A 15731-nucleotide genomic window follows, 5' to 3' on the forward strand; every position below is an offset into this window, starting at 1 on the left:
GTTACAGCACAAACAATTCACCACCCAGTGCTTGCGTCAACCGCAAAGGCGCACAAAGGCTAAAGGCCAACCATGCCCGACCCAAAGGCCGTAAACTCGATGTTTGCCCGCATTGCCGCCCGTTACGACGTGGCGAACCATCTGCTGAGTGGCGGCGTAGACTTTTGGTGGCGTCAACGCCTCGTGCGCGTCGTGCATGATTCACATCCGAAAGCGGTGCTCGATCTCGCGACTGGCAGTGGAGATGTGGCTTTTGCGCTCGCCGACGGCTTGCCGCCAGCGGTTCGCATCACGGGCATGGATTTTTGCCAGCCGATGCTGGATGAGGCCGTGAAAAAGCGTCCGGCAAGCGCGCGCTGGGCGAGCATCGAGTTCAAACAAGGTGACGGCATGGCACTGCCCTTGGCCGATGCGACCTTCGACGCCGTGACCATTTCTTTCGGCCTGCGCAACATGGCCGATCGCCACAAAGCCCTCAGCGAAATGCGCCGCGTGCTGCGGCCCGGTGGACAGTTGTTCGTGCTCGAGTTTTCGCAGCCGTTTTTCTGGTTTCGGCCGTTTTATTATTTCTATCTAAAGTTTATTTTGCCGACCGTGGCCGGAATCGTGACCGGGGATCGTTCCGCTTACGAATACCTCTGCGGCTCCATCGAATTATTTCCCGGTCGCGAGGCGATGTCGCAGGAAATTTTGCGCGCCGGATTCAAATCGGTTCACGCCACACCGCTGACATTTGGCATCGTGGCGTTGCACGAAGCGCAGGCTTAATACCCGAGCAGTAGCGGCGGGCGGCCTACCCGTTTAAGTTTTAATTAAACGATTTCCCGCAACCGCACGTGCTTTGCGCGTTGGGATTTTTGATCTCGAAGCCTTTGCCGTGAAGGCCGTCATCGAAATCGACGGTGATCCCGCTCAAATAAGCCAAGCTCGTAGGGTCGACAAGCAGTTGAACGCCTTCGCTCTCGAACACGTTGTCGTCAGCTTTCGGCAGATCGAATGACATGCCGTATTCGAAGCCCGAGCAGCCGCCGCTCTCCACGAACACGCGCAGTTTTTTCTGAGCGTCATCTTGGTTCGAATGCATCGCTTGAACCTGGCGGGCGGCGCGATTGGTGAGCGTGATCATGAAGCGCAACGTAGGAGCGAGCCGCATCGTGTCAACCGGCGCTTCCCGCAAAATTCTTCCGCGTAGCAGGAATCGTGCAAATTGCGCAGCTGTGTTCTTGCAACCCGGAACTGACACCGCTTCTCTCGCTTCCGGTGACCAACCTGAAGCACATCTTCAACGAGCTCCAATACGAGCTCACCAACAAACTCGCCGAGGGCGGAATGGGATTGGTGTATGAAGCGGTGCAGCGTGGCTCGGGTAATTTCCGCAAGACTGTGGCCATCAAATTAATTCGCGAGGAATATTCCAGCATCCCCGAATTCCAGAAAAATTTCATCGGCGAGGCCCGCTTGGTCGCCGATCTGATTCATACGAATATCGTCCAGACCTACCATTTGGGTCAGGTCAACGGCGGGCAGTATTTCATGACGATGGAGTTCGTGCGCGGGGTGAACCTCGAGCAACTCATCGACCGCCACATCGAACTGAACCGCAAGGTGCCGGTCGATATGGCGGTGTTTATCGCGTCACGCGTGTGCCGTGGTTTGAGCTACGCGCATGCCAAGCGTGACCTGGAAGGCCGTTTGCTTGGCATTGTTCACCGCGACGTGAATCCGAAGAACGTCATGCTGGCCATGGAAGGCGACGTGAAGCTCACCGACTTCGGCATCGCGAAGGCCCTCGACCTGATGTATAACGAGGAAGGGAAAGTGATCCCGGGCAAAGACGAGTATCTTTCACCCGAAGGCGCGAGCTACGCGGTCACGGACGGACGCTCGGACTTGTTTTCACTCGGGATCGTGCTGACGGAAATCTTGCTCGGAAAAAACCTTTTCCGCGGTGCCAGCCGGCTTGAATCGCGCCGCAACGTGCTATCGATGCAGTTGCCGAAGTTCTCGAAACTGCGCCCGGATATTGATGAGAAGCTGGAGGTTATTTTGCACAAAGCGCTAAACCGCGAACGCGACAAGCGTTACCAGAGCGCGAGCGAAATGCTGACTGACCTGGAGCTTTATCTTTACAGCGACCGTTACGGCCCGACCAACGAAAAGCTCGCGGTCTATCTCGAAGACGTTTTTCCCCCGGCCAAAGTAGGCTCGAACCCCGCCACTACCCCACCCTTGCTACCCCGCGCAACCCCACTCGATCGCCAGCGTTAATTCCTATCGAGTATGAGCGGACCCGGCTTCAGCCAAGGCTTTCACCAGCGGCAGACCCAGCAACTCGTGCTGGCGCCGCAGATGCGGCAATCTCTCAAGATTTTGCAAGTCGCCGCGCTTGATCTGCGCGCGGCCATCCAGGAGGAATTGCAGGCGAACCCGACGCTCGAAGAGATGTCGATGGACGACGTCAGCCTCGATAAATCCGCCTCGAGCGGTGACGAAAACTCCGGAACCAACGACGATCCTCGCGAGGAAATGGACTTTTCGAAGGACTTCCAAGTGCTCGAAAAAATCGGGCAGGATTGGAAAGATCACATGACCGACACCGGCGGCGTGCGGCAAACCACCGGCGAAGAAGACGAACGTCGCCAACACTTTTTTGACTCCCTCACCACCGAGGTTTCGCTGCAACAGCACCTGATGCAGCAAGCAGAGTTGTCGGATAGCCCCGCGCCACTTCTCGAAGCGTTAAAGTTTCTCGTCGGAAGTCTCGACGACCGCGGTTACCTCACGTCTACGCTTTCCGATCTCGCGCTGCTCGCCAGCCTGCCGCTCGACACCATGCAGGAGGCTTCACGTCTCCTCAAAACGTTCGACCCTGCCGGTATCGGTGCGGAAAACCTCGCCGACTGTCTGTTGATTCAGCTCACGCACAAGGGCCGCGAAAAATCCGTCGCTGCGCGCATCATCCGCGATTACTTCGAACTCCTCGTGCGTCGCCGCATTCCCGATCTCGCGCGCAAAACCGGCCTCGCACCCGACATCATTCAGGAAGCCATCGAAGAAATCGGCACGCTCGATCCCGCACCTGGTCGTCGTTTCGCCGATGACGCCAATCGTGTGGTCGTAGCCGATGTTTCTGTCGAAAAAGATGACGGCGCCTGGAAGATATCGCTCAACAACGATTACATCCCGCGCCTTCGCCTGAGCAACACCTACAAAGATCTCATCGCAAAAGGAAAACTCTCGAAGCAAGAGAGCGATTATCTCCGCGAGAAGTTACGCTCGGGCAAATTCATCATCAACGCCATCGAGCAACGCCAGCGCACCATCGAGCGGATCACGAACGAGATCATCAAGCACCAGATCGAGTTTTTCGAGGAAGGCATTTCGAAACTCAAGCCGCTCACGATGACGCAGATTGCGGACATCATCGGCGTGCACGAGACCACGGTGAGCCGCGCGCTCGCCAACAAATACATGAAGACGCCGCATGGCGTGTTCGAAATGAAATACTTCTTCACGTCGGGCTACCAATCCGACGCCGGCGAGTCTGTCGCCAATACGAGCGTCAAGGAAATGATCGCCGACATCATCGCCAGCGAAGATCCGGGCAAACCGCTCAGCGATCAGGAAATTGTCGGACTGCTCGACGGCAAAGGCCTCAAAATCGCCCGCCGCACCGTGGCGAAATATCGCGAAGAACTCGGCTTGCTGCCCAGCAACCTGCGCCGTCGTTACGACTGACGCACCGCAGATGCCCGTTCAGCTGACGACCGTCTGGTCGTAGAGCTTCACCGCTTCCTGCACCGTCTTCACCAACTCGGGAAGCGACACCGGTTTCAGCAGATAGCGATAGAGCGCCGCTTCGTTCACGCTGCGCAGCAACATTTCCGGCTTCATGTAGCCGGTGACCAAGACCCGCTGCATTTCCGGATATTCTTCGCGCACGCCGATCAGAAAACTCAGCCCGTTGCCGCCCGGCATCAAATGATCCGACACGACCACCTTGAATTTCTTTTTGTGCAAAACAAAGCCGGCTTCGCGGGCACTTCCCGCCGTGACGACCTCGAACTGCGAACCCAGCGCTTCGGCATACAATGCGAGCAACGGTTTTTCGTCATCGACTAGTAAAACGGCACTTAAAGGAGTTTTGCTCGGGTTTGTCGCAGGGGACGGGGCTGTCATTAGCGCGGATGCTGTTACCCCTGAAAACGTTGGCAAACCCAAATCAAAAACCCGGAACCCAAAGATGATGAAAATCATGTGAAATTTTTAGTTTGCTTGCGTGTTCAGACGCCGTGTTTTTTCTGAAACGCGCATGGCTAAAATCGATTTTTTCGCTGCTGCGCGTGAAGGAAATTTTTCCGAATTACCCGCCGGCTCACTCTCGTTGGAGCAACTCACGCAAGCCAATGCATCCGGCAACACCCCGCTGCACATCGCCGCAAAATACGGGTCGCTCGCCAAACTCCCGGCTGAACTCCTCGTCGCCGAATCCTTGCTGCGCAAAAACGATGCCGGCTACACGCCCGTCCATCTGGCGACGCGCCACGGATTCCTTTTGCAGATTCCCGCTTCGCTTCTCACGCGCGACAATCTGCTTATTCGTTCCAACAGCGGTTACACTCCGCTGCATCAAGCCGCTTCCGCGGGCACACTCAATCAAGTCCCTTCCAGCCTGCTTTCGCTTGAGATCATCCTCACGAAAACCGATCACGGCAACACCCTGCTTCACGAAGCCGCCGAGGCCGGCACGCTCGACAAGATCCCTCGCCAATTTATCACGCGTGAAACCGTGCTGTCGCCAAACATCAGCGGAGAAACCGTGTTACACGTCGCCGCGTTCAACGGCCACCTCGACCAAGTGCCCGCCGAACTGCTCACGACAGAGACGCTGCTGACGAAGACCGCGAACCACGACACCTGCCTGCACGCCGCCGCGATCTCCGGTCACCTTGACCAGATTCCCGAAGAATTTTTAACCCACGACAATCTGGTGCTCGCCAGCAAGTCTGGCCACACGCCGATCCACGCCGCCGCCGAATCAGGCAGCATTACGCAAATCCCCACGGGACTTCTCACGATCGATTTGATGATTAGCCGTAACGATTTTGGCGACACTCCCCTGCATGCAGCGGCGGTCGAAGGCCACCTCGATAAAATTCCGACTCAGTTCATGAATCGCTCCACGATGATGATGCGGAATTACAACGGCGGCACCCCCATCGGCGCGGCGATCCGGCACGGCCACGAAAACCAGTTGCCTGAGGAATTTATCCCGAAGAAGCCGAACGCGGTGCAGAAGTTTATGTATCGTATCGGCGCCTCGCGTCCGCCTTTTGGCTAAAACGCCACGCGAGGCTCGACCTGCGACGGAGATTTATGCCAGCGTGACGTCTCGCGCTCGGCTTTCTCGCGCCTAGCGTGACCAGTTAACGTTAACCTCTTCCTTTATCGCATGAACACCACCATCACCGCCATTAACGCCCGCGAAATCATCGATTCCCGCGGCAATCCGACCGTCGAGGTCGATGTGAAACTCGCCAACGGCGCCTTCGGCCGCGCGGCTGTGCCCTCCGGCGCTTCGACCGGCGAACACGAAGCCATTGAGCTCCGTGACGGTGACAAAAAACGTTACCTCGGCAAAGGCACGCTCAAGGCTGTCGCCAACGTCAAAGCCAAGATCGCTCCCGCCCTCCTCGGCTTCGATGCGTTTGATCAAACCGGGGTCGACCGCGCCATGCTCAAACTCGATGGCACCAAGACGAAGGCCAACCTCGGCGCCAACGCCATCCTCGGCGTCTCGCTCGCCACCGCCAAAGCCGCAGCTGCCGCCGCCGGAATCCCGCTCTACAAATACATCGGCGGCCCGAACGCCAAAGTCCTCCCGGTTCCATTGATGAACATCATGAACGGCGGCGCGCACTCCGACGCCCCGATCGATTTTCAAGAGTTCATGATCGTGCCGAAAAACTTCAGAACGTTCTCCGAAGCCCTCCGCGCCGGCGCCGAAGTTTTCCACTCGCTCAAAAAAGTGCTCAAAGCGAAAGGCCTGCAAACCGCCGTTGGCGACGAAGGCGGCTTCGCTCCGAATCTCGCTTCCACGACTGACGCGCTCGACGCCATCGCCGAAGCCATCAAGGGCGCCGGCTACAAGCTCGGTAAGGACATCTTCCTCGCGCTCGACGTCGCCTCGTCGGAGTTTTACGTGAAGGAAAAGAAGACTTACGTCTTCAAAAAATCTGACGGTCGCAGCTTCACCGGTGACGAATTCGTCGCTTACTACAAAGACCTCTGCGCGAAATATCCGATCGTTTCCATCGAAGACGGCTGCGCTGAAAACGACTGGGCCACGTGGAAGAAGCTCACCGACGCCATCGGCGACAAGGTGCAACTCGTCGGCGACGATCTCTTCGTCACGAACGTCGAATTCCTCCAGAAGGGCATCGATACCGGCACCGCAAATTCCATTCTCGTGAAGGTAAACCAAATCGGCTCCCTCACCGAAACGCTCGATTCGATCGCCCTCGCGCAGCGCAACAGCTACACGACGATCATCTCCCACCGCTCCGGCGAAACGGAAGACGTCACCATCGCTGACATCGCCGTCGCCACGAACGCCGGCCAGATCAAAACCGGCTCCGCTTCCCGCACCGACCGCGTGGCGAAATACAACCAGCTTCTCCGTATCGAGGAAGAGCTCGGCGCGAGCGCGGTTTACGGCGGCCAGTTGTAATCCTTGCCTCCGGCACGCGAACTGCTATTCAAAACGTCTACGAAGCCGACCTAACACTAAGCTTCGACACACACACTGAGGAAAGGCCGAGCCGCAAGGTTCGGCCTTTTCCTTTGGCGGAACTTTTCCAGCCTGCCGACATCCGACTTGCCCGTATCTCCCATCCCAACACCTTCTCGTCGTGAAATCGATTTCCGCTATCCGCACATTTTTGGCCATTACGTTGGTTCTAACCGGCATCACCCTGCAGGCCGCCGAAACCAAATCCGCCCAGCCGGATAAAAAAGCGGAGCTCGCCCCGAAAACCGTCGGCCCTGTGATTGAGCTGCCAACGTTTAAAGTCCAGGAAAGCCGCATTCGCGAACTCGATTCGACCATCCGCAAACTCGACAAGCTCATCGCCCGCGAAAAGAAGAAGGTAAAATCCAGCGAACTGGATAAAGCCCTCAACAACGACAAGCTCACCACGGCCGCCGCATTCTTAGGTGGTAACTCCGCGTCTCACCTTTCGGACGTCGCCGCCACACGCGTCAGTCTCATGGAAAACGAACGCGTCGTGCTCGAAAGTTTAAAGCGCCCGCGAGATGCAGCCGAAGTGACCGCCTTGGAAAAAGAACTGGATCAACTCCGCATCACGCGCCGCAACCTCGACAATATCGGGCGCGCTTCGCGTTAATTTAACGACCGTGTTTCATTCCACGGTCAGGATGTAGCCGCGGAGGTATTCGCTCTCCGGCATCGTCACGAGCACCGGATGATCCGGCGGCTGGTGGCAAAATTCCAACACATGCACGCGGCGCTTCGCATCCGCCGCGGCTTCTGAAAGCACCTCACGGAGCTGCGCATCCTGCATGTGATGCGAGCAAGTGTAAGTGGCCAACACGCCACCCGGAGTGAGCGATTTCATCGCGCGCAAATTCAATTCTTTGTAGCCGCGCAACGCGCCTTCGAGCGCCGACTTTGATTTCGCAAACGGCGGCGGGTCTAGCACGATCAAATCCCAAGCGGGTGCATCGTCGCGGCGTGCGGTAAACCAATCGAAAACGTTTTCGCCAAGAAACTCCGCCTGCAGCCCGTTGCGCTCGGCATTTTTCTTCGCCTGCCCCACGGCATCGTAAGCGCTGTCCAAACCAAGCACGCTCGCTGCGCCGGCCTTGGCCGCGTGCAACGCGAACGAACCCTGGTTACAAAACGCATCAAGCACGCGCCGGCCTTTCGCGTATTTCGCCACCGCTTGATGCTGCAAGCGCTGATCGAGGTAGAATCCGGTTTTCTGGCCGTTCTGCAAATCTAGCCAATAGTCGAAACCATCGATATTTACCCAGCGCGACTCCCACGCCTTGCCGGAACGCGTATGCACTTCCGACGGCAAGCCTTCGAGTTTACGGATGTTGGCGTCGTTACGAAAAATAATTTCTGCCGGCCGAACGAGTTCCGCGAGCAGATCGCTCAGGATCCCTTCGCGTTTGTGCAGCGCGAGCGTCTGCACCTGCACCACGAGCGTATCGCCAAACTGGTCGACGACCACGCCGGGCAAATCATCCGATTCACTCCACACGAGTCGCTTGAAATTTCCCATGCCTTCGCGACGCTTCAACGCCCGCGTCAAGGCCGTGCGCAAGTAGTTTTCGTCCAAGGCCACGCGATCACGGCTGATCCGTCGCCACACGATCTGCGATTTGCTATTGTAGATGCCCATCCCGAGAAACCGACTGTTGCGGTCGCGGCATTCCACCAACTCGCCGTCGTGCTCAGCCGGCAACAGCGCCTCGCATTCGTTTCCGAACACCCACGGGTGGCCCGCCATGACGCGTGATTTGATGCTTGGTTTGAGTTTTAGGCTCGCAGACATGCCAGCACGATTGCCCAACTGCCCGCGCTTACGAAGCACAAAATAGCCCTTGGCCGGCCCCGAAGCTCGCTAACCGGCCGCTGCGCCCCAAAGTTCAGGCTTTCCCTCCACGCGTTTGCTCATTTGCGTGGTCAACTTCCATGTCCACACCTGCTCAGGAAATCGCCCGCCGCCGCACCTTTGCGATCATCTCGCACCCTGACGCGGGCAAGACGACGTTGACCGAGAAATTCCTTCTTTACGGCAACGCCATCCACCTCGCGGGTGCCGTCAAAGATCGCAAAAACCAGCGCGCCACGGCCTCCGACTGGATGGAACTCGAGAAGCAGCGCGGTATCTCCATTTCGTCCACGGTTCTCCAATTCGATTACGCCGGCTGCGCGGTCAACTTGCTCGACACCCCCGGCCACAAAGATTTCTCCGAAGACACCTACCGCGTGCTCACCGCCGTCGATGCCGCGCTGATGGTCATCGATGCTGCGAAGGGCGTGGAAACACAGACGCGCAAACTCTTCGAAGTGTGTCGTCGTCGCGGCGTGCCGATTTTCACATTCATGAACAAGTGCGACCGGCCGACGCGCAACCCGCTCGACCTCCTCGACGAGCTTGAGAGCGTGCTCGGTCTCCAGTCGTCACCGGTCATCTGGCCGCTCGGCAACGGGCCGTCCTTCAAAGGCGTCTTCGACCGTCGCACGCGCGAGGTGCATTTATTTGAACGCGTCCCCGGCGGCAAATTCCAAGCGCCCGTCAGTGTCGCTTCGCTCGACGATCCGATCGTCCGGGAAAAGCTCGATGACGACACCTACAACGCCGTCAAAGAGCAGCTCGAAATGCTCGATGGCGCGGGCCACCCTTTCGATCTCAACGCGATTCAGCACGGTCAGCAGACGCCGGTTTATTTCGGTTCAGCGGTAAATAATTTCGGCATCCAACTCCTCCTCGACGGTTTTTTAAAAGACTCTGTGCCGCCCGCTCCGCGCACGTCCGTCACCGTCACGGTGCCCGGCGCACCCGCACCGACGACAGCCCGCGAGATTCCGGTCGATGACCCGAAATTCTCGGGCTTTATTTTCAAGATTCAGGCGAACATGGACGCCAAGCACCGCGACCGCATCGCGTTTCTTCGCGTGTGCTCAGGCAAGTTCGAGCGCGACATGGTCGTCACACATCAGCGCACCGGCAAGCAAGTCCGCCTTTCCTCCTCGCACAAACTTTTCGGGCGCGAACGTGAAACCGTCGACGTGGCTTGGCCCGGCGACGTCATCGGTCTCGTCGGTCACAGCGAGTTCGGCATCGGCGACACGCTCACCACGGATCGCACCATTTACTACGACGAGATTCCGCGGTTCCCGTCCGAAGTGTTCACTTACATTTCCAATCCGAACACGGGTGATGCGAAAAAATACCGCGCCGGCCTCGAGCAGCTGTTGCAGGAAGGCGTCGTGCAATCCTTCTCCGCGAAGAATGCACCCGCCGGCGCCACGCTGCTTGCGGCTGTCGGCCCGCTGCAGTTCGAAGTCGTGCAATGGCGCCTTCAAAGCGAATACAACGCCGAGTCGCGCCTGACCCCGACGCCGTGGACCTTACTCCGCTGGCTTTCGTTCGCGCCCTCCATCGCGCCGGCTCCGGGCAAGAGTTTCGACTACTCCCGCCTCGTGGTCGCAACCGGCGTAAGTTTCGGCGCTGATAAATTTGGCCAGCCCGTCGTGCTTTTCCCGAATGACTGGACGATGCGTTATTTCAGCGAAAAAAATCCCGAACTGAAACTGCACGAGCAGCCGATCGAACTGAGTAGCGAGAGTTAAGCCGACGGAGCTTGCGGTAATTCCAGCCAGAAGCGGCTGCCGTCCTTACCCGTCGATTCCACTCCGCAGGAACCGCCCATCTTTTCCATGGCCTTGCGCACAATCGCGAGGCCCATGCCCGTGCCTTCGTATTGCTCACGGCCATGCAGACGCTCGAAGATCATGAAGATTTTTGCCTGATGTTCCGGCGCGATGCCGATGCCATTGTCCTCGATCCACAGGCGCACCCGGCTCTCGCGTTTTTCTGAAACGACCCGCACGTGCGGTTTAACGCCCGGTGCTACGAACTTGACGGCGTTCGTCATTAAATTCGCCAGACATTGCCCGAGCGAAACTTCGTGCCCGATCACGTGCCCGAGCGGGGAAACAATTTCGACCTGCGCCTTGGGTTGCTGCAAGACGTCGAATTGGTCGATCGCATCCAGCACCATGTTTTCCAGGTTCAAATTCACGAGCACCACCTCCGAGCGCACCAGGCGGCTATACATCAGCACGTCGTGCGTCAGTTGCTCCATGCGCTGACTGCTGCGCTGGATACGATTCAGGTATTCCTTAGCCGTCGCGTCTAGTTGCGGCCCATAGTCCTCCATCAAGGCTTGCGAGTAACTGTTCATCGCGCGCAACGGCGCGCGCAGGTCGTGCGATACCGTGTAGGAAAATTCTTCCATCTGCGTGACGGCCTCGCGCAGCGCGGCGGTTCTTTCCGTGACCTTTTGTTCAAGATTTTGCGCATGGGCCTGCAACTGCACTTGCGCAGCCTCCAACTGCGCTTCGTATCGTTTCTGCTGCGTGATGTTGCGCGCAATCTTCGAAGCACCGACGACGTGACCATGCTCATCACGGATCGGCGATACCGACAGGGAAATATCGATCATCGTGCCGTCTTTGTGGAGCCGTTTGGTTTCGTAGTGCTCGACGTTCTGGTTTTTGCGGATTTTTCCGATGATTTCAAATTCCTCTCCGTGCCGCTCCACCGGAATCAGCGTCATGACCGACTCGCCTAAAATCTCGGCGGCCGCGTAACCGAAAAGTCGTTCGGCGCCGCGGTTCCAACTCATGATCCGACCGTCAAGAGTGCGACTGATGATCGCATCGTCCGAGGACTCGACAATTGCCGCCAGCTGGCGCACGGCGTCGTGCACGCGTTTGCGCTCGGTGACGTCGCTCACCGCAGCGACCCACCCTTTCACTTTTCCGTTCGCGTCGATTTCCGGGACGTAGTTCGCCTCCATCGTGCGCACTTCACCGCGATAAGTGAGATTCGCTTCAAACACCACTTTTTCGCCGCGCAGCACTTGGTCGATGTATGGCTTTACACTGCGATAGGATTGCTGGTCGAGCACCTCGCTAATCCGATGTCCGATCACTTCCGAACTACTCAAACCGCGTTTTTCCAGGTAGGCGCGATTGGCGAAGGTGAAACGCTCGTCGCTGTCGCATTGCGTAAGAAGAATTGGCGCGGTCCCGGCCACCAGGCTGAGCTGCTGTTCTTTCACGCGCAACGCCTCCTCCGCGCGCTTGCGCTCGGTGATATCGAGCGTCGCTCCGGTCAAACGCAGGGCGACACCGTTCTCACGCAGCACATTGGCATTCGTAAAGAGCCACACGAGCCGGCCATCGGCACGCAGCGACCGATGCTCCAACTCGAACGATTGTCCGGTGCGCGTCGCCATCTCAAACGCGTGCGAGAGCGCATTTCGATCCTCGGGGTGCACGAAACGCGCAAACCCCTCCAGCGTGCGGTCAAATTGATCGGGCGTGATCCCGTAAATTTTATACACGGAATCGCTCCACGTGATGCGGTTGGCGGCGATATCCCAATCCCACACCCCGACCTTGCCGGTCGCAGTGGCCAGCCGCAAACGCTCCTCGCTGTTGCGCATCGCCGCTTCGTTGCGACGGCGCTCGATCGCGATACTCACGGTGCGCACCACGATATCGACAATCTCCAGTTCATGCTGCGTAGGCTCGGTGTGTTCGAAATAATAAATGCTGAACGCACCGAGCACATTACCACCGGCAGAAACGATCGGCGTCGACCAGCATGCCTTGAAACCATGTCGTGCCGCTTCTTCGCGGAGATTTCTCCACAAAGGTGAAGTCGCGATAATGTCGACCGTGACGGGGCGACCGGTAAATACCGCCGCACCAAAGGAACCCGCTTCGAGGCTCGGCTTGAGGAAATCAATGTAGCGATTCCAGTCGGCCGGAACGCTCAAGCCGGTCACGGGGCGCAGGGTTTTCTCTTGCTCGTCCAACAGCGAAATCGCGGCAATCAACCGGCGCTCGGCCAGTGACTCCACTTGTTGCACGAGGCTTTTCATGATCTCCGCCAGCGAGGTGCTCTTGAGCACTTGCTCAAGAACATCCCGCTGCTGGCGCAGGTATTTTTCGCCGCTTTTCCGCGCGGAAATGTCCTGCACCACGCCGAGCATGCCAATTGGTTTTCCCTCTGCGTCGTAAATGCCGCGCCCTTTCGACGAGATCCACCAGTTCCGCCCGTCGTCGCGGTGCAGGCGGTATTCCTCGTCATAGTCGGTGTGCGTCGCCATCGCGTGTTCATTCGCAATGCGGGAACGTTCGCGGTCATCCGGATGCAGCAGCTCGCGCAATTTCGCGCGTTGGAATTCACCGCCGGCCGGAATTCCCATGATCTGATCCATGCGGGGTGATGTCTCAAGACGGTCCGTGGCGGCGTCCCAGCTCCAGATGCCGAGCTTGGCCGCGTCCAACGCGAGTTGCAGCCGTTCTGCCGAATTGCGCAACGATTGCTCCGTCGCCTTTCGTTCGGTGATGTCCAAATTTAAACCGACGACGCGAAGGGTTTTTCCGTTTTCATCATAGACGCCCTGTCCCCGTTCGAGAATCCAATGAATTTTACCGTCGGGCCAGACGACCCGATATTCGGTTTCGTAAACGGTGCGGTTCTTGATCGCCTGCTCAATCGTGCGATTCACGCCGGGCCGGTCAGCTGCGAGAATGGATTTCGAGTAATCGCCATCCACAAAATCAGCATCCACCGACAGGCCGAAATTTATTTTGCAGCGATCCGAACTGCGCAGGATTCCCGTGTCGATTTCCCACTCCCACGAACCAAGCTGGGCTGCGTCCAACGCAAAACGCAGATCGTTTTCGCTGTGGCGTAAAGCGGCCATGGCGCGCGCGCGCTGCACCATCGGCCACACGCGCGCGACCACGTCTTCCATGATCGCCATCTCGTCGTCGGTCCAGGCGCGCGGTTCTTTCTCCGTGACGCTGATTACCGTCTGCCAGGCTCCCTTTTCGCGAAACGGCTGCACCGCATACGAACGCACCCCTAGTTTTAAATAAGGATCCGCCGTCGCTTGCGTGAGCGGATGCTCGGTCACGTCTTCCACGCGAAAATTGCCACTCGCATAAGCGTTCCACCACTTGCGGTCGCCAAATTGCGAGAGCGCATAGGAGCCTGCCAAGCTCGCCTTGTTGGGATCACGCAGCCAGTTCTCACTGACAATAATCACATCGCGCACTTCGTGACATTCCACGAAATAACAGCGATCCGCATTCAGACGTTTCCCCAATTCCGCGGTCGTTACGCGGATGATTTCGGCTTCATCATTCAGCAAGGCCAGTTGGTTCGACAACTGGTGCAGGAAAGCCGAGCGCTGCTCTTCGCGCTTACGATCCGTGATGTCGATAACCACATTGACAGCTCCCGTCACTTCCCCCGTCGCATCGCGCGTCACTTCGGAATTCACGATCACATATCGCATTTGCCCTGTCGGGCGGCGGATCACGATTTCCTCCCGAACGGTGCGTTTTTCCAGGACGGCGCGTGCCATCGGCGAATCCGCATGGCGGATTTGCAAGCCCGCATTGGTAAACATCATTTCCGAGCCGCACCAGAATTCCGCCTTACCGAGAACAGGGACGCGGCCCCACAACTTCACGGCGGCCTCGTTGTAAAGCTGGATGCGCCCGTCGATATCGTTGGTATAAACCGCCACGGGCATGCTTTGCACCAATTCGCGGTAACGTTGCTCGCCAGCGCGGGATGCTTGCATCGCGCGGGCTCGCTCCACCGAAGGCCAGATGCGCATCACGACCTCGCTCAAAAATCCGAGTTCATCGTCCGTCCATTTTCTGACTTCCCCCGACGTCACAAACAGCGTGACTCCGCCCGTTTCCTGACGGAGATAACGACTGACGGCCAGTGAGCGCACGCCGTTCTTGCGGTGGCTCTGTGCGTATCCGCGCAAGCGCACGTCAACTTCCACATCAGGCACGCTGACCGGTCCCGAAGTCAATTGCTGCACCCAGGCCGACGGCCCGTAATCGACCGGCGTATCGCTATCCGCGATGCTCGCCAACCCGGCGACGTGCCAGTCATGCACCGTGTTGACCCGCTCGGCGTTAGCGTCCCATTCACAGAACAAGCAGCGCTGCGCCTGCAGATGCTCGCCGACCTTTCGCGAAATGAAACGGATGATTTCATCGGGGCTCTCGGAGGCATCCGCTTTCTCCACCAACTCGGCCAACAACTTGATCCGGTCTTCCGTGCGGCGACGTTCGGTAATGATGCGCGTCGATCCTGCCATCGCGACCACACGGCCTGCTTCATCCTTCACCGGGTTGTAGATATACTCGTGGTGCTCTTCGCGACCTTCGCCCAGCGCGATCACGATATCGCTCTTAATTGTTTCACCCGTGTTAAACACGTGGTTCATTTCCGAGAGCAGGCGCTCCGCGACGTCGTTGGGATAATTTAAATCGTAGAGACTCCGGCCGACCACTTCTTCCAGCGTTTTCCCGAGCATCGCTAAGAGCGGACGATTTGCGTAGAGAAACCGACCGTCCTGACTGAACGCATAAGTCAAATCGGTGAGATTCGAGAGCGTGGTATCGAAAAGCTTCGCCTGTGTCTCCATGCGCTTGGAAAGCTGGAGCAGCACATTTTCGTGCCGTTTGCGGTCGGAGACATCCTGGAACGAAGTCACCACACCCGTAATGACTCCGCTGGCGTCACGCATCACTTCGATATTCAGCGACGCAAAAAACCTCACACCATCCACCCGTTCGTAGATCAGTTCCAGTTCCCGGAACGACGTTCCCGTTCTCGCGGCGACCGCCATTGGAGTCTCTTCGATTCGGATGACTTCACCGTCAGTTTGATAAAGTTTTCCTCCCGCTAAAAACCGATCCGCGGGGTCATCCGCTTTGGGTTCGCGCGCCCACAATTCCGCCACGCGCCGGTTGAAAAACGTGATGCGTCCCGACACGTCGCAGGTGTAAACGCCGACCGCCATGACGGACAACGCAGCCAGGTGTAACTGCTGGATATTCTGCGGCTCAGGCATACGCACGC

11 protein-coding genes are annotated in these 15731 nt (G+C 57.9%); 7 read left to right on the plus strand and 4 right to left on the minus strand.

Annotated features, from left to right (window positions below; genetic code table 11):
* Positions 1-72 precede the first annotated feature (72 nt).
* Entirely contained in the window at positions 73-768 is a 696-nt protein-coding gene (gene ubiE, locus ACRRQW_RS20045) for a bifunctional demethylmenaquinone methyltransferase/2-methoxy-6-polyprenyl-1,4-benzoquinol methylase UbiE (protein WP_438483407.1), read from the plus strand.
* A gap of 40 nt (positions 769-808) precedes the next feature.
* Here the strand turns inward: ubiE and erpA are convergent, their stop codons facing one another.
* The gene (gene erpA, locus ACRRQW_RS20050; RefSeq protein WP_438483408.1) at positions 809-1153 is read right to left on the minus strand and encodes an iron-sulfur cluster insertion protein ErpA; all 345 of its coding nucleotides are present in this window, start codon (positions 1151-1153) and stop codon (positions 809-811) included.
* Positions 1154-1260: 107 nt separating this feature from the next.
* Here erpA and ACRRQW_RS20055 point away from each other — a divergent pair, with 107 nt between their 5' ends.
* Both ACRRQW_RS20055 and rpoN read left to right on the plus strand, forming a co-directional pair.
* On the plus strand, positions 1261-2268 hold the full coding sequence (locus ACRRQW_RS20055; protein WP_438483409.1) for a serine/threonine protein kinase: 1008 nt from the start codon (positions 1261-1263) through the stop codon (positions 2266-2268).
* A gap of 12 nt (positions 2269-2280) precedes the next feature.
* Entirely contained in the window at positions 2281-3738 is a 1458-nt protein-coding gene (gene rpoN / locus ACRRQW_RS20060) for an RNA polymerase factor sigma-54 (RefSeq protein WP_438483410.1), read from the plus strand.
* 18 nt (positions 3739-3756) lie between these two features.
* Here rpoN and ACRRQW_RS20065 read toward each other — a convergent pair whose 3' ends face one another.
* Positions 3757-4179 (minus strand): response regulator, encoded by a 423-nt coding sequence (locus tag ACRRQW_RS20065; protein WP_438483411.1) that lies wholly within the window; start codon positions 4177-4179, stop codon positions 3757-3759.
* A gap of 133 nt (positions 4180-4312) precedes the next feature.
* Between ACRRQW_RS20065 and ACRRQW_RS20070 the strand changes: the two genes are divergently transcribed.
* From ACRRQW_RS20070 to ACRRQW_RS20080, 3 genes are all read left to right on the plus strand, one after another.
* Positions 4313-5341 (plus strand): ankyrin repeat domain-containing protein, encoded by a 1029-nt coding sequence (locus ACRRQW_RS20070; RefSeq protein ID WP_438483412.1) that lies wholly within the window; start codon positions 4313-4315, stop codon positions 5339-5341.
* A gap of 111 nt (positions 5342-5452) precedes the next feature.
* Positions 5453-6730, plus strand: a complete 1278-nt coding sequence (gene eno, locus ACRRQW_RS20075) for a phosphopyruvate hydratase (RefSeq protein ID WP_438483413.1) — start codon at positions 5453-5455, stop codon at positions 6728-6730.
* Positions 6731-6911: 181 nt separating this feature from the next.
* Positions 6912-7406: a hypothetical protein gene (locus ACRRQW_RS20080; RefSeq protein ID WP_438483414.1), complete on the plus strand. Its 495-nt coding sequence runs from the start codon at positions 6912-6914 to the stop codon at positions 7404-7406.
* Positions 7407-7421: 15 nt separating this feature from the next.
* Here ACRRQW_RS20080 and ACRRQW_RS20085 read toward each other — a convergent pair whose 3' ends face one another.
* On the minus strand, positions 7422-8582 hold the full coding sequence (locus ACRRQW_RS20085) for a class I SAM-dependent rRNA methyltransferase (RefSeq protein ID WP_438483415.1): 1161 nt from the start codon (positions 8580-8582) through the stop codon (positions 7422-7424).
* Positions 8583-8722: 140 nt separating this feature from the next.
* Between ACRRQW_RS20085 and ACRRQW_RS20090 the strand changes: the two genes are divergently transcribed.
* A complete protein-coding gene (locus ACRRQW_RS20090) occupies positions 8723-10387 on the plus strand; it encodes a peptide chain release factor 3 (RefSeq protein ID WP_438483416.1) in 1665 nt (554 codons plus the stop codon).
* Here the strand turns inward: ACRRQW_RS20090 and ACRRQW_RS20095 are convergent.
* The gene (locus ACRRQW_RS20095; protein ID WP_438483417.1) at positions 10384-15723 is read right to left on the minus strand and encodes a PAS domain S-box protein; all 5340 of its coding nucleotides are present in this window, start codon (positions 15721-15723) and stop codon (positions 10384-10386) included. The genes ACRRQW_RS20090 and ACRRQW_RS20095 overlap by 4 nt on opposite strands.
* Positions 15724-15731: the final 8 nt, after the last annotated feature.

The organism is Oleiharenicola lentus (assembly GCF_051660365.1).
Lineage (GTDB): Bacteria > Verrucomicrobiota > Verrucomicrobiia > Opitutales > Opitutaceae > Lacunisphaera > Lacunisphaera lenta_A.

Bases quoted from the DNA above. Each gene is read 5' to 3' on its own strand.
- ACRRQW_RS20090 (WP_438483416.1), top strand. From the start codon at position 8,723: ATGTCCACACCTGCTCAGGAAATCGCCCGCCGCCGCACCTTTGCGATC.
- ACRRQW_RS20085 (WP_438483415.1), bottom strand. From the start codon at position 8,582: ATGTCTGCGAGCCTAAAACTCAAACCAAGCATCAAATCACGCGTCATG.
- ACRRQW_RS20070 (WP_438483412.1), top strand. From the start codon at position 4,313: ATGGCTAAAATCGATTTTTTCGCTGCTGCGCGTGAAGGAAATTTTTCC.
- ACRRQW_RS20095 (WP_438483417.1), bottom strand. From the start codon at position 15,723: ATGCCTGAGCCGCAGAATATCCAGCAGTTACACCTGGCTGCGTTGTCC.
- rpoN (WP_438483410.1), top strand. From the start codon at position 2,281: ATGAGCGGACCCGGCTTCAGCCAAGGCTTTCACCAGCGGCAGACCCAG.
- ubiE (WP_438483407.1), top strand. From the start codon at position 73: ATGCCCGACCCAAAGGCCGTAAACTCGATGTTTGCCCGCATTGCCGCC.
- ACRRQW_RS20065 (WP_438483411.1), bottom strand. From the start codon at position 4,179: ATGACAGCCCCGTCCCCTGCGACAAACCCGAGCAAAACTCCTTTAAGT.
- erpA (WP_438483408.1), bottom strand. From the start codon at position 1,153: ATGCGGCTCGCTCCTACGTTGCGCTTCATGATCACGCTCACCAATCGC.
- eno (WP_438483413.1), top strand. From the start codon at position 5,453: ATGAACACCACCATCACCGCCATTAACGCCCGCGAAATCATCGATTCC.